At 37.1% G+C, this 20,450-nt stretch carries 18 protein-coding genes and 1 pseudogene; 17 read left to right on the top strand and 2 right to left on the bottom strand.

Going from position 1 to position 20,450, the window contains the following annotated elements; all coding sequences use genetic code 11:
* Nucleotides 1–55 precede the first annotated feature (55 nt).
* A pseudogene (locus tag AB6E78_RS18230) lies at nucleotides 56–193 on the top strand (transposase domain-containing protein); the annotation flags it as partial.
* A 326-nt stretch (nucleotides 194–519) separates the two neighbouring features.
* Here AB6E78_RS18230 and AB6E78_RS18225 read toward each other — a convergent pair.
* A complete protein-coding gene (locus tag AB6E78_RS18225; protein ID WP_372134041.1) occupies nucleotides 520–2,466 on the bottom strand; it encodes a nucleoside-diphosphate sugar epimerase/dehydratase in 1,947 nt (648 codons plus the stop codon).
* A gap of 152 nt (nucleotides 2,467–2,618) precedes the next feature.
* Between AB6E78_RS18225 and AB6E78_RS18220 the strand changes: the two genes are divergently transcribed.
* The 13 genes from AB6E78_RS18220 (at nucleotide 2,619) to AB6E78_RS18160 (ending at nucleotide 16,456) form a co-directional block, all read left to right on the top strand.
* Nucleotides 2,619–3,569 (top strand): UDP-glucose 4-epimerase family protein, encoded by a 951-nt coding sequence (locus AB6E78_RS18220; RefSeq protein ID WP_372134040.1) that lies wholly within the window; start codon nucleotides 2,619–2,621, stop codon nucleotides 3,567–3,569.
* 16 nt (nucleotides 3,570–3,585) lie between these two features.
* The gene (locus tag AB6E78_RS18215) at nucleotides 3,586–4,137 is read left to right on the top strand and encodes a sugar transferase (protein ID WP_372134039.1); all 552 of its coding nucleotides are present in this window, start codon (nucleotides 3,586–3,588) and stop codon (nucleotides 4,135–4,137) included.
* Between the two features lie 139 nt (nucleotides 4,138–4,276).
* Nucleotides 4,277–5,110, top strand: a complete 834-nt coding sequence (locus AB6E78_RS18210) for a hypothetical protein (RefSeq protein ID WP_372134038.1) — start codon at nucleotides 4,277–4,279, stop codon at nucleotides 5,108–5,110.
* Nucleotides 5,111–5,146: 36 nt separating this feature from the next.
* On the top strand, nucleotides 5,147–6,187 hold the full coding sequence (locus tag AB6E78_RS18205; protein WP_372134042.1) for a Gfo/Idh/MocA family protein: 1,041 nt from the start codon (nucleotides 5,147–5,149) through the stop codon (nucleotides 6,185–6,187).
* A 14-nt stretch (nucleotides 6,188–6,201) separates the two neighbouring features.
* The gene (gene tviB, locus AB6E78_RS18200) at nucleotides 6,202–7,476 is read left to right on the top strand and encodes a Vi polysaccharide biosynthesis UDP-N-acetylglucosamine C-6 dehydrogenase TviB (protein ID WP_372112481.1); all 1,275 of its coding nucleotides are present in this window, start codon (nucleotides 6,202–6,204) and stop codon (nucleotides 7,474–7,476) included.
* Nucleotides 7,477–7,528: 52 nt separating this feature from the next.
* On the top strand, nucleotides 7,529–8,110 hold the full coding sequence (locus AB6E78_RS18195) for an acyltransferase (RefSeq protein ID WP_372134037.1): 582 nt from the start codon (nucleotides 7,529–7,531) through the stop codon (nucleotides 8,108–8,110).
* A gap of 8 nt (nucleotides 8,111–8,118) precedes the next feature.
* The gene (locus tag AB6E78_RS18190; RefSeq protein WP_372134036.1) at nucleotides 8,119–9,183 is read left to right on the top strand and encodes a DegT/DnrJ/EryC1/StrS family aminotransferase; all 1,065 of its coding nucleotides are present in this window, start codon (nucleotides 8,119–8,121) and stop codon (nucleotides 9,181–9,183) included.
* A 19-nt stretch (nucleotides 9,184–9,202) separates the two neighbouring features.
* Complete coding sequence (locus tag AB6E78_RS18185) at nucleotides 9,203–10,366, top strand: glycosyltransferase (protein WP_372134035.1); 1,164 nt, start codon at nucleotides 9,203–9,205, stop codon at nucleotides 10,364–10,366.
* Nucleotides 10,363–11,769 carry a lipopolysaccharide biosynthesis protein gene (locus AB6E78_RS18180; protein ID WP_372134034.1) on the top strand — a complete coding sequence of 469 codons (1,407 nt, stop codon included), beginning with the start codon at nucleotides 10,363–10,365 and terminating at the stop codon, nucleotides 11,767–11,769. Before AB6E78_RS18185 ends, AB6E78_RS18180 begins: the two co-directional genes overlap by 4 nt.
* The gene (locus tag AB6E78_RS18175; RefSeq protein ID WP_372134033.1) at nucleotides 11,762–12,916 is read left to right on the top strand and encodes a hypothetical protein; all 1,155 of its coding nucleotides are present in this window, start codon (nucleotides 11,762–11,764) and stop codon (nucleotides 12,914–12,916) included. The genes AB6E78_RS18180 and AB6E78_RS18175 overlap by 8 nt, the downstream gene beginning before the upstream one ends.
* Nucleotides 12,913–13,980: a glycosyltransferase gene (locus AB6E78_RS18170; protein WP_372112493.1), complete on the top strand. Its 1,068-nt coding sequence runs from the start codon at nucleotides 12,913–12,915 to the stop codon at nucleotides 13,978–13,980. The genes AB6E78_RS18175 and AB6E78_RS18170 overlap by 4 nt, the downstream gene beginning before the upstream one ends.
* A gap of 24 nt (nucleotides 13,981–14,004) precedes the next feature.
* On the top strand, nucleotides 14,005–15,219 hold the full coding sequence (locus AB6E78_RS18165; RefSeq protein WP_372134032.1) for a glycosyltransferase family 4 protein: 1,215 nt from the start codon (nucleotides 14,005–14,007) through the stop codon (nucleotides 15,217–15,219).
* A 13-nt stretch (nucleotides 15,220–15,232) separates the two neighbouring features.
* Nucleotides 15,233–16,456: a glycosyltransferase family 4 protein gene (locus AB6E78_RS18160; protein ID WP_372112497.1), complete on the top strand. Its 1,224-nt coding sequence runs from the start codon at nucleotides 15,233–15,235 to the stop codon at nucleotides 16,454–16,456.
* On the opposite strand, the gene wecA is transcribed toward AB6E78_RS18160, so the two are convergent.
* The gene (wecA, locus tag AB6E78_RS18155) at nucleotides 16,434–17,507 is read right to left on the bottom strand and encodes a UDP-N-acetylglucosamine--undecaprenyl-phosphate N-acetylglucosaminephosphotransferase (protein ID WP_372112499.1); all 1,074 of its coding nucleotides are present in this window, start codon (nucleotides 17,505–17,507) and stop codon (nucleotides 16,434–16,436) included. The genes AB6E78_RS18160 and wecA overlap by 23 nt on opposite strands.
* A gap of 299 nt (nucleotides 17,508–17,806) precedes the next feature.
* Here wecA and gpmM point away from each other — a divergent pair, with 299 nt between their 5' ends.
* From gpmM to AB6E78_RS18140, 3 genes are all read left to right on the top strand, one after another.
* Entirely contained in the window at nucleotides 17,807–19,339 is a 1,533-nt protein-coding gene (gene gpmM, locus AB6E78_RS18150) for a 2,3-bisphosphoglycerate-independent phosphoglycerate mutase (RefSeq protein ID WP_017060549.1), read from the top strand.
* 348 nt (nucleotides 19,340–19,687) lie between these two features.
* Complete coding sequence (locus tag AB6E78_RS18145) at nucleotides 19,688–20,134, top strand: HI0074 family nucleotidyltransferase substrate-binding subunit (protein WP_017093683.1); 447 nt, start codon at nucleotides 19,688–19,690, stop codon at nucleotides 20,132–20,134.
* A complete protein-coding gene (locus tag AB6E78_RS18140; RefSeq protein WP_372103415.1) occupies nucleotides 20,124–20,447 on the top strand; it encodes a nucleotidyltransferase family protein in 324 nt (107 codons plus the stop codon). The genes AB6E78_RS18145 and AB6E78_RS18140 overlap by 11 nt, the downstream gene beginning before the upstream one ends.
* The last annotated feature ends 3 nt before the right edge of the window (nucleotides 20,448–20,450 follow it).

Here is a 20,450-nt window from a genome sequence, read left to right as displayed (position 1 = left end):
CTGATCAGATCGTAGGTTCTTGATTTAGTTCCATTGAATTACGCAACAAAGCCGCGCGATGCTTTACAGTATCGTCGAGACTGCAAAAGCCAACGGCCTTATCCTCTATGACTATATGGTCAAGTGCATGAAAGAGCTAGCAAAAGCAGAGCCCGATATCGATGCACTCCTGCCTTGGAACTTCAAACATTAGTAATATCGCCCTGTAGGTTCATGGGGCGTTTACAAAGTACTAAATAAAAGCGTTAATTACTTGCTGACGGTAAAGTCAATCAAGGTTGTTGGGATCAAGAATTCGATGATGAGAATGCTACAACCACACGATGGCGATATTTATAGTTTACAGGAAATTGCGTGACAGACGAGATATTGGATTTGCATTAACCAACATAGAATTAAGTGTTCTGGGTGACTTAGAGTTTTATTAGCCCGAACTCAATACACTAGGTGTCGTCGTGTCTGTGAGACAAGAGTCAGACATCACGGTGAGATACTACATCAGTTCGAAGGGTTTAAATGTTAAGGAATTGTTAGGGGGTGTGGGTTCTGAGTTCCTTTTACCGGTTCTGGCAATTCTTTATTGACGGGGGCGGTCATGAGTTTTTCTGAGGGTTTATACCCTATAGGCGCATTTAGTAAGGTGCGCTTAATTTGATTAACATTAAAGTCGTGACAATTCTTATCTAGTTCTTTACACAGAATATCCATATTTTTCCAACTTAAATTTACCTCTTGTGCTGTCATGATTTTGCTATGGCTAGTTCCTTCGACATTTTCACCAATCAACAGCTCTTCATAGAGTTTTTCCCCTGGACGTAGGCCTGTGAATTTAATTTCTATGTCCCCATTCTCGCCACTGCCATCTATGTGCTCTTGCATCCCCATTAAATGAATCATTCTTTTAGCGAGTTCAAGTATTTTTACTGGTTCCCCCATGTCCAAAACAAATACTTGTCCATTATTCCTCATAGCGCTAGCTTGTATCACTAATTGCGCCGCTTCTGGAATTAGCATAAAGAAACGTGTGATGTCAGGGTGTGTTACCGTTACAGGTCCACCTGATCTGATTTGCTTTTTAAATAGCGGTACTACCGAACCGGAAGAGTCTAATACATTGCCAAAGCGAACCATTGTGAATGTCGTCTCCGATTGTTTTTCAGCCAACGCTTGCAATACCAATTCTGCAAGTCGCTTACTGGCTCCCATTACGTTAGTTGGGCGTACTGCCTTATCTGTAGAAATTAAGGTGAAGTTCTTGACTTTGGAATTCATTGCTGCTCGAGCGCAGGATAGAGTGCCAAATACATTATTTCGGATCCCCTCAACAACATTATCTTCCACAAGCGGTACATGTTTGTATGCGGCAGCATGATAGACAGTTTCTACTACATGTGCTGTCATGAGCTTTTCTAAACGATTTTGTCTTTGAACTGACCCTAGTGCTGCGACAATGTTAGTATTTAAGTTAAGGTTACTTTTAGCAATGGCTAACTCTCGTTCAATCTTGTATAAGTTGTATTCGTTAAGCTCAAATAGCACCAAAGTTTTAGGGTTTTGCATCAAAATTTGTCGGCATAATTCTGAACCAATTGAACCACCAGCACCAGTAACCATGACGTTTTTATCGGTTATATTTTTAGAAAGCAACTCTTGATCTGGCTCTACAGGAGTCCGACCAAGTAGGTCTGCGACATCTAAGTCTTTTATTTCAGTAGCCGTTGCTTTACCTGTTGCAATATCTTCCACTGAAGGAACCGATTGAATTTCTATCGGCCAGTGTGACAGTTTCTCGACTAATCTTAGCCGCTCACCTTTGTTAATATTATTAATGGCTAATAGCAGCTTTACTGGTTGGTATAGGGACTGCAAACGTTCAAATTCACTTGCATGATGAACTCGAATACCAAACATGACTTGACCAGCCTTGTTTTCATTATCATCAAGAAGCACGACAGGATGATATTCATCACCCTGAATAAGCGCATAGGTGAGATCTCTACCTGTTGCCCCTGAGCCATAAATAAACACGTTTGGTTTTTGGCGTTTATAATAATGATAGTAGATTGACCTTACGAGAATTCGTGGTCCACCTAAAGTTAACACGGCAAATCCAGCGTAGATGAAGGGGACACTTCTTGGGATAAAGGAATGAAAGAAAAAACCGCTTAGTGCTAACGTAAGTGCTGAGAAAAAGACGGCTAGAAAAATGTGACCAATCGCTGGTAGCATCATATAGCGCAATACCGCCCGATACATTCCTAGTTTTACGAAACTAAAAATGGTGACAAAAATGGTTGCGAGTAAAGTAGCAAATTCATCCCATCCAACTGTAAACGATGGAGCACCAAGGCGCACAGCAATGGATAAGTATAGTGAGAATGTGACCGCGAATGTGTCATAACCAATACTAATTAAGCGTTTATTTTTTCGTCTTGTATTTAGTAAACGTTGTATTGGCGTGAACATTTTTTTCCTTGGGTATGATGACTTTTATAGCAAGTCGTCATTTTAATCTTCTCGGTAAGCTTAAGCTAGTTGTAATTGATTGTTATGTGCGAATTGATAGTTTTGCTGCTAATCTTTGATGCGAATTACTCAATATCTAGGCTTTTGGTAATATGAAAATTTTAGTTACAGGTAGTAGCGGCTTTGTTGGTTCTCGAGTTGTTGAATTATCAGAAGAGCGCGAGTGGGAAATCGTGCCTGTAGTGCGGGAAGGGAGTCGAATACAACCTAATAGCTTTGTTATATCTTCTATCGACTCAACTACTGATTGGTCAGATGCCTTTGATTATGTGGATTGCGTGGTTCATTGTGCTGCTCGAGTGCATCAAATGAATGAAACCGTACAAGAGGCTAAAGAAGCCTACTATGAGGTTAACACTTTAGGTACACTTAATTTAGCTCGCCAAGCTGTTGCTAATGGTGTGAAACGTTTTGTCTTTATTAGTTCGATTAAGGTCAACGGTGAACAAACTGAAGCTGGGGAATCGTTTAAACCGAACTTAACCAATGTTCCCGTCGATCCCTACGGCTTGAGTAAATATGAGGCAGAGGTTGGGTTGAGAAAAATCGCAGAAGAAACGGGTTTAGAAGTCGTAATCATTCGCCCTCCCTTGGTTTATGGTCCTGGAGTAAAAGCAAATTTTTCCTCTATGATGTTTTTAATTGATAAGGGGATCCCATTACCATTTGGGACAGTTCATAATCAACGAAGTTTAGTGTACCTGGATAACCTAGTTGATCTCATACTTCTGTGTTGTCGACACGATGAAGCTGCCAACGAAACGTTTTTGGTCTCCGACGATTTCGATGTCTCTACAACCCAGTTGTTAAAAGCTATCTCAAGTGCTTTGGGGAAGGCGCCTCGTCTATTACCTGTTCCGGTGATGTGGGTGAAACTACTATCAAATTTGATTATGAAGCCGCAGATATCAAATAAATTGTGTGGTAACCTGCAGGCCAATATCATTGATACTAAAGTTACTTTAGATTGGGCTCCGAAGGTTTCTTTCGAAGATGCTATCCAACGTACAGTCAACGCTCACTTAGACTCTAAAGACAATTAATCATTAGGTTGTTACTTTGATTCGTTTTTTTGATTTATTTCTCGCATTTTTCGGGCTGCTTTTTCTTTGGCCTGTATTTTTATGCATCTGTATATTGGGGTATTTGGACACTAAATCTCCTATCTTTAAACAAACACGGGTTGGTCGTAATCAACAAGCTTTCACTTTACTGAAGTTTAGAACTATGTCTATGGATACTAAGTCTGTTGCGACTCACCTCGTCGGTGTGAGTTCAGTGACGAAGTTAGGCTCATTTCTTCGTAGGTCTAAGCTAGACGAGCTTCCACAGTTAATAAATGTGCTTTGTGGGGACATGAGTTTGGTTGGTCCAAGACCCTGTTTATTTAACCAAAAGCATTTGATTATTGAGCGAGAAGCTCGAGGGGTGTTTAATATCCGTCCTGGTATAACTGGATTAGCTCAAATTAACAACGTGGATATGTCCGAGCCAAAAAAACTCGCAAGGGTTGATGCGTTAATGAACAATAATAATAGTGTCGTTTTTTATTTTTATATATTATGTAATACCGTAGTGGGGAAGGGGAGAGGTGATTGTGTCAAGAGATAAATATGATAACACATATTCGATAATAGATGTTCTTGTTATAATCAAGAGTAACCTTAAATTGGTATTTGTTGTTTTTTTGTTGCTGTCCTGTGTTTTTGGTGGTTTGGTATACTCGATTCCTAGTGTATGGACTAATAAAGTGTCTTTAATTGAGTTGGATAAGCATGAAATAGAGTCAAGTGAGTTTTACAGTTTTGTTTTTGATTCAAGCAAAAAAGTACATTATAGATATCTGAATGGGAATGTTGTTAATCCTAATGTTTTTATGGGTGATCTCCTAAATAGTGGGTGGCTAAATAAAGAATACTCTGAGCTGTTTTTTAGTTCAAAAAACATTCGTAATTTTGAATCTTCGAACAAAACTGCTAGAAGCGCTATTGTTAAAAAATCGAACCATATCGAAGTTCGTGGAGAAGACCACGTATCAAATCAAGAGTTAATTAACAGCTATTTAGCATTTTCAGGTGAAAAATTTAATGATAATCTTAAAGCTAAATATCAAGAAATAATCGAATACCATATTAGCTATATAACCGAGATGATAACGAAGTCTGAGTTTTCCAAATTATACAGAATTAAGAAAAGACTTGAATCTATAAGTGAAAATATTAATGTTAATGAAAGGCTTCTAGATTTTTATTTGGAAAATTCACCAGATCGTATAGCTTTAATTAACAACCAAGAAAATATAATTTTCGGTCAAAAATCTAGATATGATATTGTTTATTCTGAAATTGAAAACCCTAAGGATGATGATTTTTCGATATATTTGAAAAAAACAAAGGAATCATTAATTAGCCAGCTTGAAAACTCAGAAAATCTACCTAAAATACATTTTGATTACGTTCATAATTCAACTGAAAGTTTGGGGTTTAATCGACGTTTTCTTTTGTTTGTTTTTGTTCTGGGTTTTGCTTTGTTTACTTCATCAGGCCTAGTTGTAGTTAGAGAAATGTACAAGAATTATAAGTAGATATAGTATTTTGTTATTAATATTGGTGATTTAGTGATGATTAAAGATCGAAAGATAAAAATTGCAGTGGTTGGCTGTGGCCGTATTTCAAAAAACCACTTTGACTCTATAAAAGAGTTATCTAATGAATTTGAGCTGGTAGCGTTATGTGATAACGATTCTCAGAAATTAACCGAGCATGCCGAGCGTTATAATGTCCCAGGTTACTCTTCTATTGATGAGATGCTTGAGTCAGAAGACCTTGACTTGGTTAGTCTTTGTACTCCTAGTGGTTTACATGCAACACAGACAATAAAAGCTGCAAAAGCAAAGGTTCATGTCATTACTGAAAAGCCAATGGCAACAAAATGGGATGATGGCTTGTCTATGGTTCGTGCATGTGATGAGGCTGGGGTTAACCTGTTTGTTGTTAAACAAAATCGAAGAAATTCGACGCTTCAATTATTAAAAAGAGCTGTTACAGAGAAGCGTTTTGGAAGGATTCATATGGTTCATTTAAATGTCTTTTGGACTCGTCCCCAAGAATACTATGATAGAGCTTCATGGTCTGGTACTTGGGACATGGATGGTGGAGCTTTCATGAATCAAGCAACACATTATGTTGACTTGATGCATTGGTTAATTGGCCCGGTCGAAAAAATACATGCGATGACCTCAACACATCGAGATATCGATGTAGAGGATTCTGGTGTAGTTAACATAAAGTGGCGAAATGGTGCTATCGGTTCAATGGCTGTCACTATGTGTACCTACCCTAAAAACCTTGAGGGCTCAATAACTATTCTTGGTGAGAAAGGTACGGTTAGAATTGGTGGAGTGGCTGTTAACGACATCCAAGAGTGGACATTCGACGAATCAAAAGATTATGATCTAGATGTTGAGAGTGCAAATTACCAGACGACTTCTGTTTACGGTTTTGGACATCCTCCATACTTTCAGAATGTCGCAGATGTGCTTAGAGGGCTAGCTCAGCCTGAAACTGATGGAAGAGAGGGTTTAAAGTCGTTGGAACTACTAATAGGTACATATCGTTCTGCTCGAGATAATAAAGAAATTGGTTTACCGCTGAATCTATAATAATCGGAATAATGATGAAAACAGATAATTTGAAAGTAGGAATAATTGGCTTAGGCTATGTTGGACTTCCTCTTGCTGTAGAGTTTGGCAAAAAATATTCTACAGTTGGTTTTGATATTAATGTTGGTCGTGTCAATGAACTTATATCGGGACATGACTCGACGCTTGAATGTTCTCAAGAAGAATTAGAACTAGCGAACAATCTTACTTATACGAGTGATATCGAGGCTATAAAAAATTGTAACTTCTATATAGTGACGGTTCCGACTCCTATTACAGAGGATAATACCCCAGACCTTACGCCATTGATTAAAGCTTCTGATGCTATATCTACGGTAATCAGTCGAGGGGATACCGTCGTTTTTGAATCAACAGTTTACCCAGGAGCAACAGAAGAAGTTTGCATACCTATTATTGAAAAAGGTTCAGGGTTGATTTTCAATAAAGAGTTTTTTGCTGGGTATAGTCCAGAAAGAATAAACCCTGGCGATAAAGTTAATCGATTAACAACAATAACTAAAATTACTTCTGGCTCAACACAAGACATCGCTGACTTTGTCGACTCTGTATATGCATCAATCATTACTGCAGGTACGCATAAAGCTTCATCTATCAAAGTAGCAGAGGCTGCTAAGGTGATAGAAAATACACAAAGAGACTTAAATATTGCAATTATCAATGAGTTTGCAAAGATATTTAATAAGCTCGATATCGATACTGAACAAGTATTGAAGGCTGCTGGAACAAAATGGAATTTTTTACCTTTCAAGCCAGGTTTAGTAGGTGGACATTGTATTAGCGTTGACCCTTATTACTTAACACATAAAGCTCAAGAAGTCGGGTATCGTCCGGAAGTTATCTTAGCTGGAAGACGTATTAATGATGGAATGGGTGAGTACGTAGCTACCCAATTAGTCAAAAAAGTGAGCAGTAAGAAAATACATATTGATGAAGCTAAAGTTTTGGTTATGGGCTTTACTTTCAAAGGTGATTGCCCGGATGTGAGAAATACTAAAATTATTGATATTGTCAATGAATTGAAAGACTTCAACATGTCTGTCGATGTTTATGATAGTTGGGCTTCAAAAGATGAAGTTCGAAATGAATATGGAATCGAAATGATAGACGAGTTAAAAGCTGGCTTTTATGATGCGATAGTTCTTGCCGTTGATCATACTGAAACCAAGTCGATGGGAATAAAGGCTTTACGTAGATTAGGCAAAAAACAGCACGTAATTTATGATGTTAAGCATATTCTTCCTGTCGAAGATGCAGACTTACGTCTCTAATTGCAGTGTTGGATATGGTTTTTCTTCTACTTTTTAACGGTTTGGAGTAAGCATGAATTTTTTTCAACATGATACGGCTATTGTAGATCTGGGCGCAAAGATTGGCGACGGCTCTCGAATTTGGCACTGGGCTCATATTTGTTCGGGTGCAGTGGTAGGGGAAGGTGTTTCATTAGGACAAAATGTCTTTGTTGGCAATAAAGTTACAATAGGAAACAATTGTAAGATTCAGAATAATGTATCTGTTTATGACAATGTACATTTGGAAGAAGGTGTTTTTTGTGGCCCGAGTATGGTGTTCACAAATGTTTATAATCCCCGATCGTTAATTGAACGTAAAGAGCAATATCTAGATACTTTAGTAAAGAAAGGTGCGACTTTGGGAGCGAACTGCACGATCGTTTGTGGTACGACTATTGGAGAGTATGCGTTTATTGGTGCTGGCACAGTAGTAAATCGAAGTGTAAAGCCTTTTGCCTTAATGGTTGGCGTTCCCGCTAAACAGGTTGGTTGGATGAGCATGTTTGGTGAACAAATCAAATTACCTTTACAAGGCGAAGGCCAAGCTATCTGCCCTCATACGCAAGTTACATATAAACTTGAAGGCTCTACATTGACAGTAGTATCAGAGTGAAACTTAGAATGCAATTTATAGATTTAGAAGCACAATATAATCATTTAAAAGAAAAAATAGATCATCGAATCCACAGAGTACTAGAGCACGGTCAATATATTTTGGGCCCTGAAGTCTATGAATTAGAAGAGCAGCTTGCTAGTTTTGTTGGCGTGAAGCATGCTATTACATGTGCAAATGGAACCGATGCACTAACATTGGCTATGATGGCTCTAGGGATAGAGAAAAATGACGCTGTTTTTTGTCCGACATTCACATTTTTTGCCAGTGCGGAGACTATTTCTTTCGCTCAGGCGACTCCGGTATTTGTTGACTCAGATGAACAAACTTTTAATATCTGCCCTGAAGATCTAGAGAGCAAAATAAAAAAGACGATTCTAGAAGGCAAATTGACACCTAAAGCTATCGTTGCTGTTGATCTATTTGGGTTACCAGCAAACTATCCCAAAATTGAAGCAATAGCCAAAAAATATAATTTGAGATTGATTGAAGATGCTGCACAAGGTTTTGGAGGTTCGATAAATGGACAAATGGCGGGCTCTTTTGGAGACATTGCGACGACTAGCTTTTTCCCTGCTAAGCCATTAGGTTGTTATGGAGACGGTGGTGCAATTTTTACTAACAATGATGAGTATGCAGAGCTATTGCGCTCGTTACGTGTACATGGTAAGGGCACTGATAAATATGATAATGTTCGTATAGGTGTGAATAGTCGGCTAGATACTATTCAAGCCGCGATACTTTTAGAAAAGTTGTATGTATTTCCTGAAGAGCTCGAAGCAAGAAATAGATCTGCTGCCAAGTATTCTCTGGAGTTGAATAAGACATTCGTAACCCCCTGTGTCCCAGAAGGTTATAGAAGCTCTTGGGCTCAATATACGATTATGACTTCGGATAGAGAGCGGGTGATTAATGACTACACATCTAAAGGCATACCTACGATGGTTTACTATCGTACCTGCATGCATCAGCAGACGGCATTTTCTCATTTAGGCTACAAAGAAGGTGATTTTCCTATCGCAGAGTCACTATCTCAAAAAGTTCTAAGTTTACCAATGCACCCATATCTCTAATTTTAGCCTAGGTTATAGCATGCATATTTGTATAATTCCCTCATGGTACCCCCTTCGCAAAAATGATATAGGTGGCTGTTTTTTTAGGGAGCAAGCATTAGCATTAAAACGTTATGGTCATGACGTTGGCGTAATATATCCACATCAAATATCTTTGAGAAATATAATTAACAGCAAATCTAAACCTGTATTTTCATTCATAGATAATGAGATACCTGTTTTTCAGAGTGTGAATTTTGGTTTATCGCCTAGAGTGCCTTATATCAATATTATGCTATACCTAAATCAAGGTATAAAAATTTTCGACAAATATAAAGAAGAGTATGGGTTGCCTGATATACTTCACGCTCACTGCGTGTTTAATGGAGGGCTTCTTGCCAAAATAATTGCTGATAAATATGGTATTGACTATGTTATTACTGAGCATAGCTCTAGCTATGCTCGAGATAATATTAAAAAATGGCAATATTTGTTAGCAGAAAAAACCGTATCTAAATCAGCTTTAAATATTGCAGTTAGTGAATCATTTTGCAAACTCCTTGATAATAAGTTCAAATGTCCTAACGCTTGGACTTATATACCTAATATTTTGCAAAAAAACTTTGAGCAATTTGATTTATCAATTAGTCCTAAAAATGAAGCTTTCACATTCTGTAATGTTAGTATACTAAGTGACAATAAAGGGATAGATTTGCTATTAAAATCATTCTCTAAGGCATTTTCTAATACTAGTAATGTAATATTGAAAATTGGGGGAGATGGAGGAGCTCGTAAATATCTTCAAGAACTTGCTATAGAGTTAGGTATATCAGATAAAGTAGAATTCTTGGGGATGTTAAGTAGAGAAGAAGTTAAAAAACTGATGATCAGTAGTGATGCGTATGTATTGTCAAGCAAAATAGAGACATTTGGTGTTGTATTGATTGAGTCTCTAGCTCTTGGCAAGCCTGTTGTTGCAACTAGATGTGGCGGTCCTGAATCTATTGTTATCGATGGTTTTAACGGTTATTCGTCAAACGTTGACGATATCGATTGTCTTTCTGAAAATATGTTAAAAATGTACCATAATTATGATACATTTGATAATCAAGCTATAATTAACCATTGCTTATCCAATTTCAGCGAGGAAGTGGTAGTAGATAAACTTACAAAAGAATACATGAGAATATTGGCTGAAAAATGAATAAGATTATTAGCTTTTCTATTGGGCCTATCGGTGGAGCTTTTCTAGGTTTTATTACTTTACCTATAATTGCTTGGCATTTCTCATCAGCTGATATTGGTAAAATATCACTATTGCAAGTTATGATTAGTTTTTGTACTCTTTTTTTCACTTTGGGCTTAGATCAGTCATATACTCGCTATTATCATGATTCGAATAATAGAAACTTGCTATTTAGCTTCGCATTGATTCCTACATTAATATTTTTTTTAGTTCCAGCTATAATCGTACTACTATTTTTTCCTGGCTATATATCAGATGTGATTTTCGATTTTTCTGATAATAACTATGATTTTTTGATATTACTTTCTTTGCTTTGTGCTCTATTATCTAGATTGTTTTCTTTGATTCCAAGAATGAAAGGGAATGGTTTGGTTTTTTCTTTAAGTCAAATAATTCCAAGGTTTGTTTTTTTTCTACTAATTTTAACATATATACTTGTTTCTTTGCCAAGTAACTTCGTATGGTTGTTATTTGCTAAGCTTATATCTTTGTTCGTTACATTTGTATATCTAATTTATAAATCAGACTGGAAGTTGACATTAAAAAAAATTAGCGAAGACGATATTCAAAATCTAAAAGGAATGATGTTATATGGTTCCCCATTAGTTTTTGCTGCGATTTCCTCATGGGCATTAATGGCAATAGATAAAGTAGCTATTCGCTCATATTCAACATTCGAAGAGTTAGGTGTATATTCAGTAGCAATTAGTTTTGCTTCTGTTGCTGGTGTGCTAGGGGCAATTTTTAATACACTATGGGCCCCCACTGTGTTTAAGTGGTCTTCTGAAGGAAAAAATTTAGATAAGGTTGGTTATGTTTCTAGAATTGTACAATTAATCGTTGTTTTAACTTTTTGCTTTGTTGGTTTGTTTTCATGGTTGGCTGTATATGTATTACCCGAAGAGTATTTTAACGTAAGCTTAATCTTACCTATGATGATTTCAGTCCCACTTTTTTATACTTTATCGGAAACAACATCAATAGGTATTTCTTTGAAAAAGAAGACTTACTTTTCTCTTTTATCTTCAGTTATTGCAGCTTTAAGTAATGTGATTGGTAATTACTTATTAGTTCCTAATTATGGTGCAATAGGAGCTTCCATATCTACGATTTTGTCAATGTTTATATTTTTTATAGTTAGAACTGAGATTTCATCAGCTATTTGGCTACGAGTTTCCGGGATTAAGTCTTATTTTCTAATTTCAATATCAATTTTGTCATCGATTTTATTTGCTTTGTTACCAATTCCTCTATTATATTCAATAGTTACTTGGCTATTGATTTTTTTATTATGCGTATTTTTGTATAAGGAAGAGATTTTTTCTTTGAGAAATATACGTAGAGAGTTAGATTTTGATTGATAAATTAAAGAGAGTAAGTTTAATATTATTATTTTCTCGATTACCGTTTAGCTTTATTTTATTTCTGTGTGTAAATATTATTGGTTTAGGCTCTAGATTTAGATTCACAAAGTTTAATGTTTTGGATGTAACGACATATCTATTTTTTGTCACGTGCTTTTTTGTATCATCTATAAACTATATTATCCACGATACATCAATTATTAGTTTGTTAGTACCTTCAGTATTTCTAGTGTTTTTGATCTGTGTTAATACCATAAATGTTTCATTTGATCGATTGCTTTGTGACACTATTATCATCTCTGGTGGGGTGGTTTTAGTTACTGCATTGATAGAGATTATGTTCTCTTTCAACTTTGCTTCTTATTTATATGCAGGAAATGAGCATGTTAGGTATCTAGAAACGGACAGATTTTTGGTTTCAGGGCTATTCGCAAATTATAATGACTTCTCGTTTTCTATGTTTTTCTTTATTGCAACCCTATCTTCATATTCTATTAAATCTAAAAGTATTGGAGTAAAGGTTTCTGGTTTTATAGCGATAACATTATCGTTAAGTATTTGTATATATCTAGGTTCTAGAGGTTTCTTGTTATCTATATTAGCTTTTTATGGTCTGGTTATTTATTTAAAGCTTCCTAACAAATTTTTTAGAATATTAATGATATCAATTGGTATCATTGGATTGTTCTCATCTTCTATCATTCTTTCTTCATACTTGTTAGATAACAGCAATATGATAAGAATATCGATAATTGAAAACTATATAAACTTAATATCTAACGATTGGTATTACTTACTATTCGGATTTTCAGAAAAATATAATTATGTAAGCCATTCTGTTATTCTTTACGGTGAAGGGTTGTATGATCCTCATAATTTATTTATGGAGGTCATGATTATGTATGGAGTTCCTGCATTTTTACTATTACTGTTTAGTTATATAATGGCAATAGTTAACCTCATCAAGTTTAGTGAGGATAAGTTTAGGGGAGGGTATGAGGCTGTTCTTATCCCTGTCTTTGTGTTGTGCCCTCTAATTGGAGCTGTTCCTAGTTCTTCTTTAATGTATTATTACTTGCAGTTTATATTGATTGCTATGCTAGTTATTTATCCAAAGTTAAGAAAAGACACAGGTGACTTATGAGTGTTGTATATATAGTAGAATGTGAATTCTCAATAGAAAACCCCAACTCGATAATAAAAAAAGTACTACTGCAAACAACCGAATGGATATCTTTAGGATATGATGTATATATATATTCATTGAAATCAAACGTAAGATATCATGTCAACTCTAAAATAATAAAAGTATTGGGAGATGAGATTTCAAAATCCGACAGTGCAATTAGAAAATTAACTAAAATTTGGTCGATATCTAAAAAAATAAAAGATGATTTGGAAAATATAAGAGTAGATATTATTTATACAAGGTATTTATTATTTACTTATTATTTTAAAGTCGTTTTTAAACGTTATCTTGTTTGTATGGAAATAAATTCAAATGATGAAGTTGAATATAAAAAATACAGTTTGGCAACGAAGGTATACAATAGGATCACAAAAAAATCACTGTTAAATGAAGTAAACGGTTTCGTTTGTGTTACTAATGAGTTGAAAGACTATATTGCTAAGTATAGTAGCGTTCGTGCTGAAGTAATAGCTAACGGAATAAAATATGTAAAGAGAAATCTGCATTCGACTAATAACACGCCTAGAATGGTTTTCGTCGCATCGCCTGGTAATGCATGTCACGGTTACGACATTTTATTAGACTTAGCTGATCAATTAACAGAATATAAATTTGATATCGTTGGTTACGAAGGTCAAACACGAGGTAATGTCAGACACTATGGTTACTTGGAGAAAAAAGATCTCGAAAACGTTTTAATGAATGCTGACTTTGGGATAAGCGCTCTTGCAATAGAACGACATGGTATGTATGAAGCTTGTCCCCTAAAGAGCCGTGAGTACTATTCTTATGGTCTTCCTGTTATCGGTAATTATATTGATACCGATATTGAAGATGGTAAATACTACGCTCATGTTAACAGTCACGATATTTTTGAAACAGCAACAAAAATACGTAATTTGGTCGACTATTGGGAAAAGGTCGAAGATAGAAAAGAAAAAGTATTGATTTTCTCTGAAAAACGCCTCGAACATAAGAAGAAAGAGAGAAAAAGAATGGATTTCTTAATTTCATTGTAGGAACTAGTTTTTAGGTAAAGTGAGATGAAAAAGAGAATATTAGTTGTTACATCTTCTTATCCTTATGGCAAGGGTGAGGGGTTTATTGAACCAGAATTAAAAAATTTGTCGGAAAATTTTATTGTAGATTTACTTCCCACTTATCCAAGAGGCGATATTAAGGAACAATATATAGATATAAGCGGCGATTATATGAAGTTTAATTTGTTTGAATTTTTTTATATTCGAACTTTTATTTTATATATAATTTTCAGGCCTTTATCTCTCTTTAAATTAGCAGGTTTATGCTTTACTAATAATTTGATAAAGACATTAAGAAATCTAATTTTACTACCTAAGGCTATTTATTTTTCAGAACTAAATATACGAAGTAAAGAATATGATTTTATCTATTGTCATTGGCTTACAGCACCTGCCCAGTTAGGACTATTGTTGTCCGAGATGACTGGAACTCCTTTTGGTGTCACAGCTCATCGTTGGGATATTATTGATGCTAATAATTTTAGAACAAAGATGAACAAAACTAGCTTTGTTCGAACGATTTCAGAACATTCAAGCGATTTATTCCCTGAATATATTATTGATGAGTTTTTTAACAAGATACAACGTATATATCTTGGTATCACTGTAGATGGAACTAACTCTACGAGAAAGCTGGCATTAGACAAATCTGAATTTAACTTTGTTTGTATTGGCTCTTTAATTAGTGTCAAAGGACATGTTTATTTGTTAGAAGCAATTCAACATGTTGTTCAAAAATTTGGCCCTGTGAAATGTACATTTATTGGTGATGGTCAGCTTTTAGACGAGTTAAGAAATTATTCTATAAAATTGGGAATACAGGACTTTGTGGTTTTTGAAGGGAACTTGGAACATTCTATTGTTCTTGATTTGTTGAGTTCAGAACAGATCGACTTTTGTTGTTTGCCTAGTGTAGATCTTGGTGCCGGGCTACATGAAGGAATTCCAGTGTCTTTGATGGAAGCCATGAATACAGGTCTTCCATGTATTTCGACAAATACAGGCTCAATAAACGAGCTGATAACTGATGGTTTTAACGGATTATTGGTAGAGGATAAGAACTCCATTGCGTTAGGCGACTCAATAATTCGATTGTTATCTGACGAAGTATTATATTCTGAATTATCTAAGAATGGACTTCAGTCTGTATCAGAAAAATTTAATTCTCGGGAAAATAATAAACTGCTGTGTGATATGATTCGAAAATTCAGTATATAGGTCGTTAAATATTATGAAGAAAGTAATTTGGATAGTACATCAAGATGCATCTACACCCAAAACAGGTATGGGCGGGAGGCAGTTTTATTTATCGGAGGAGCTTACGAAAAAGGGCTATGAAGTATACCTGATTGCTTCTGCTAGTCATCATTTATTACGGCATAAACCTAAATTCAGCGGTTTTTTTTATATAGAAAAAATAAGTGGCTTTAATTTTGTTTGGGTTAAAAACTTTGATTACCGAGAAGCTCATAGTAAGTTGAGAGTTCTAAATTGGTTTGTTTTTCCTATATTAATACAACTTTTGACCACCAAGTCTTTACCTAAACCAGATGTGGTTTTGTGTTCTTCCCCTTCACCGACTTCTTTTTTAGGGGCAGAATTACTTTCTAAACGTTTTGGTTCACGTTTAGTTTTTGAGGTTCGAGATATTTGGCCTCGCACATTAATCGAGTTAGGAGGGTATTCCCCTACTCACCCTCTAATTCGACTGTTTAGCTGGATCGAAGCGCGCGCGTATAGAGTCTCAGATAAAGTTATATCTAACTTAAAGAATGCTAATGAACATATGGAATCATATGGGATGCACCCCAATAAGTTTTCCTGGATACCCAACGGTTACTCATCCGAAGAGTTGTCTTCAAAGGAAGAGCTTCCAAAAAACTTGAGGCGTAGAATACCTCTAGATAAATTTATTGTCGGTTATGCCGGTACAGTTGGCGTAGCAAATGCGCTAAATACGCTTGTAGAGGCAGCTCATTTAATTCGTGAGCATGAAAATATACACATTGTTATTGTCGGAATCGGGAAAGAAAAGTCAAAATTGATCGAAATGGCCGAGAACTTAACACTTTCCAATATTACTTTTCTTGAACCCGTTTCCAAGAGCCAAATTTACAGTTTGTTGGAAATGTTTGATGTTTGTTATATAGGATGGAAGAATGAGTCTTTATATAAATTTGGAATTGGTGCCAATAAGATTCCCGAATATTTAATTTCAGGCAAGCCAATAATACACTCTTACTCTGGATCTTGTGACCCCATAAAAAAATGTAATGCTGGAATTTCTGTAAAGGCAGAAAACTGCGAAGAACTAGCTACTGCAATATTAAAAATGAGTTCTTTTTCTAGTGGCGAGCTCATTGAAATGGGGGCTAGAGGTAAGGAAGAAGCCCAAATTACATATAGCTATAGTTCTATTTGTGAAAAGCTAATTAACGATGTTTTAGATAGTTAATCATGTTTTTTGTAAATTTTGTTATTTTCCAAATGTAGGAAATGAAAATAAGGTATGTAACGAAACATATGAGGAATGCATAAAGCATAATAAACTCAGGGATATTATTAATTTCAGATATTATTCCTACAGATGAATATACAGTTGCTATTAGTGATATAACTAGTAAGGTTTGCTTAGATGTAAGCCCCATTCTTTGGAATATGTGGTGAAGGTGTTCACGATCTGGTTTAAAAGGAGAGTCACCTCTCCTTATTCTTCGGATCATAATAGCTGCCATATCCATTAATGGTACGGCTATTAGCCATAATGCAGTCACCGGACGAAGTGGTGGCTTACTACCATTCTGACTAGATAATAAAAGCAACCAAATTACAGTAAAGCCAATTAGCATGCTACCTGCATCCCCCATAAAAACTTTCCGTTTTCGCCCAAATGCCCCTAAGTTTAGTAAGATATAAGGTGTGATTATGACGACGAGAATTAAGCAGATGTAAGCCAAGTTATACTGCTCATCATAATTCAACATAATTCCAAGGCCACCAAGAGTAACTATAGATAATCCTCCTAAGAGCCCGTCAATGCCATCTACCATATTAAATGCATTGATAGCTCCTATTACAGCAAGTATTGTGACGAAATATCCAAACCATCCGAGTGTAATTACTTCACCTGTCCCTAAAATATCTCCAATTGTGTTCAGCTCAATTCCTCCGATCATCATCATAGCTACAGATAGGGCTGCTTGTATGGCAAAGCGCAACTGGAAGCTCAAATCGTATTTATCATCTAAAGCACCAACTCCCACGAGAATTATAATGCAAGCTGCGTATAGTGGTGTGTTAGGTAGTATTTCAGGATTGTTTAACAAGAAGTAGAGGAGTGATATACAGATAGAAATACCACCTACTAATGGGATTGCACCGTTATGAAGCTTCCGAGCGTTTGGTTTATCGACTAAACCTATCTTCTTTGCGAATTTGCGCATGATAAAAAGAGTCGCAAGAGAAAAGAAGAACAGAAAAGAGAGATCAAGAAGTGAAATGAGCACAGTTAAGCCTAATTGTGTATTTTTGACTATTTTAATGTATTTGACATTGAGTTGAAAGAAGGTTCAGTCCTGTTCGTGATCTCTTAATTTCGCGTGCTAGGGTTTTTGCTTATTTCACTAGTAGCCCAGTCTGCGGTTTACGATCTTCTCGCAGTAGAAAATGACGCTTTTTTTCATATTCGATCATCCTACCTGCGCCCTTTCTTGATCTTCCACTACAGTTTTGACTGTAAACTGTAGTAAAATTACGCTAATTTGTTTTTATACCGATTTATTTTGAATTGAACGAGGTCAGTCCTATGTCAGCTAAGAAGCCAATGGCTCTAGTGATCCTTGACGGTTACGGTTACCGTGAAGACAACCAAGACAACGCTATCGCGAACGCTAAGACTCCAGTTTTAGACGGTCTTATTGCTAACCAACCTAACACGCTAATCTCGGCTTCTGGCTTAGATGTAGGCCTACCTGATGGCCAAATGGGTAACTCTGAAGTGGGTCACACCAACATTGGTGCGGGTCGCGTGGTATACCAAGATCTTACTCGTATTACTAAGTCAATTTCAGATGGTGAGTTCGGCCAAACTGAAACGCTAGTGAACGCTATCGATAAAGCGGTGAAAGCTGAGAAAGCGGTTCACATCATGGGCCTTATGTCTCCAGGTGGCGTTCACTCTCATGAAGATCACATCTACGCAGCTGTTGAAATGGCAGCAGAGCGTGGCGCAGAGAAAATCTACCTGCATGCATTCCTAGACGGCCGTGATACGCCGCCACGTAGCGCAGAAAACACACTGGCACGCTTCCAAGAACTGTTCGCTAAGCTAGGCAAAGGCCGTGTGGCTTCGCTTATTGGTCGTTACTACGCAATGGACCGTGATAACAACTGGGATCGCGTTCAAGAATCTTACGACCTGCTGACTCAAGCAAAAGCTGAGTTCACATTCGACACTGCTGTGGCTGGTCTAGAAGCGGCTTACGCTCGTGACGAAAACGATGAGTTCGTTAAAGCGACTGAAATCAAAGCGGAAGGCGAAGAGTCTGCCGCTATCGTTGATGGCGATGCGGTTATTTTCATGAACTACCGTGCTGACCGTGCTCGTGAAATTACACGTGCATTCGTTCCTGATTTCGACGGTTTTGCTCGTAACGTATTCCCAGCGATCGATTTCGTAATGCTGACTCAATACGCGGCAGACATCCCGCTTCTATGTGCATTCCCACCGGCTTCTCTAGAGAACACTTACGGTGAATGGCTATCGAAGGAAGGTAAGACGCAGCTACGTATCTCTGAAACAGAGAAATACGCGCACGTTACTTTCTTCTTCAATGGCGGTATCGAAGACGAGTTCGAAGGCGAAGAGCGTCAACTTGTTGCTTCTCCAAAAGTAGCAACGTACGACCTACAGCCAGAAATGAGCGCGCCAGAGCTAACTGAAAAGCTTGTTGCCGCAATCAAAGGCGGTAAATACGACGCTATCGTTTGTAACTTCCCTAACTGTGACATGGTTGGCCACACTGGCGTTTACGATGCAGCAGTTAAAGCCGTAGAGTCGCTAGACGAATGTCTTGGTAAAGTGGTTGAAGCAATCAAAGAAGCTGACGGCCAACTGCTTATCACCGCAGACCACGGTAACGCAGAAATGATGGTTAACCCAGAAACGGGTGGCATCCACACTGCACATACTAACTTGCCAGTGCCGCTTATCTACGTAGGTAACAAAGACGTTGAGTTCAAAGAGGGCGGTAAACTGTCTGACTTAGCACCAACGATGCTTTCTCTATCTGGTATCGCAATCCCGGCAGAAATGTCAGGTGATGTGATCGTTAAATAGTCAGTAGTTAAATAGTTGTTTGGCTCAGCGGTTCACTGAGCTTTAACGATTTTGAAAGCCCGCACTTAAAAGTGCGGGCTTTTTTATAGATGTGAGATACGAGTAAGCGAGATGAGAAGAGCTTAAGAACGGATGCGTGATGTGAGATACGGGTAAACGAGTAGCGAAGAGCTTAAGGACAGGTATTGGGTAAGAAAAACATGCAGGGGAGAACATAAGGGCACGACCTTAAACAAAAGACGAAAAGAACAGTCTTGATGAATATCGAAAGAGTGACATTTCTTGAATGATTAGGTAGCTTAAGGCTCATACTATACTTGTCTTTTACCTTATATTTAGGCTGTTTATATGAACTCAAACCCAGACCGTTGGAAGCAACGACTGCAAAACTTAATGAAAGCGCAGCAAAGGCTTGAGAGAGCGTGCTCACAAGATAGCTACAATGAGTTAGAGCTCGCTGGGTTAGTACAAACTTTTGAATTTTCTTTCGAACTGACATGGAAGACCCTTAAAGACTTACTTGAGTTTGAAGGGTTTGATGTGGCTTCGCCGAGGAGCGTTTTTCGTACGGCCTTAGAAGCTAAGCACCTGTCTTCGGAGCAGTGTGAGATTATGCTTGAAGCACTCATAAAACGAAATTTATTGTCCCACACCTATGATGAGGAAAATGTCCTTGAAGCTCAGTCACTGATCTTAGAGTCATTTTCACCAGTGATAGGGCAAGTCACACTCTATTTAAAGCTTAAATGTGATCAAGAGGGTCAATGCGAACAAGAGGTTAAATGTGATCGATAGTTATTTGGTTAAACCAGACTCGGTCGGCCTTAAGCCTCATCAGTATCAGTTGATTGAGGATATTGTTTTGAATCATGCTTTAGTCATTCATGCCTGGGTATTCGGTTCTAGAGCCCTTGGAACTTATAAAGATAACTCCGACATCGATATTGTTATCGAGGGGCATGGGATTTCGTTAAGTGTCGTCGCAGGCTTGCAAGATCGTTTAGAACAGTCGTCGCTTCCATTCAAGGTTGACTTGCTCGTTAAGCATAGAATTACATCGAATGAGCTACTTGCCCATATTGACACTTATGGGATTAAACTAAAGTAACCG

The organism is Vibrio sp. 10N.247.310.98 (assembly GCF_041467395.1).
GTDB classification, from domain to species: domain Bacteria; phylum Pseudomonadota; class Gammaproteobacteria; order Enterobacterales; family Vibrionaceae; genus Vibrio; species Vibrio crassostreae_C.
This window is presented reverse-complemented; position numbering and strand designations above follow the sequence as displayed.

Bases quoted from the DNA above. Each gene is read 5' to 3' on its own strand.
- AB6E78_RS18225 (WP_372134041.1), bottom strand. From the start codon at position 2,466: ATGTTCACGCCAATACAACGTTTACTAAATACAAGACGAAAAAATAAA.
- AB6E78_RS18220 (WP_372134040.1), top strand. From the start codon at position 2,619: ATGAAAATTTTAGTTACAGGTAGTAGCGGCTTTGTTGGTTCTCGAGTT.
- AB6E78_RS18205 (WP_372134042.1), top strand. From the start codon at position 5,147: ATGATTAAAGATCGAAAGATAAAAATTGCAGTGGTTGGCTGTGGCCGT.
- tviB (WP_372112481.1), top strand. From the start codon at position 6,202: ATGAAAACAGATAATTTGAAAGTAGGAATAATTGGCTTAGGCTATGTT.
- AB6E78_RS18195 (WP_372134037.1), top strand. From the start codon at position 7,529: ATGAATTTTTTTCAACATGATACGGCTATTGTAGATCTGGGCGCAAAG.
- AB6E78_RS18190 (WP_372134036.1), top strand. From the start codon at position 8,119: ATGCAATTTATAGATTTAGAAGCACAATATAATCATTTAAAAGAAAAA.
- AB6E78_RS18185 (WP_372134035.1), top strand. From the start codon at position 9,203: ATGCATATTTGTATAATTCCCTCATGGTACCCCCTTCGCAAAAATGAT.
- AB6E78_RS18180 (WP_372134034.1), top strand. From the start codon at position 10,363: ATGAATAAGATTATTAGCTTTTCTATTGGGCCTATCGGTGGAGCTTTT.
- AB6E78_RS18170 (WP_372112493.1), top strand. From the start codon at position 12,913: ATGAGTGTTGTATATATAGTAGAATGTGAATTCTCAATAGAAAACCCC.
- AB6E78_RS18165 (WP_372134032.1), top strand. From the start codon at position 14,005: ATGAAAAAGAGAATATTAGTTGTTACATCTTCTTATCCTTATGGCAAG.
- AB6E78_RS18160 (WP_372112497.1), top strand. From the start codon at position 15,233: ATGAAGAAAGTAATTTGGATAGTACATCAAGATGCATCTACACCCAAA.
- gpmM (WP_017060549.1), top strand. From the start codon at position 17,807: ATGTCAGCTAAGAAGCCAATGGCTCTAGTGATCCTTGACGGTTACGGT.
- AB6E78_RS18145 (WP_017093683.1), top strand. From the start codon at position 19,688: ATGAACTCAAACCCAGACCGTTGGAAGCAACGACTGCAAAACTTAATG.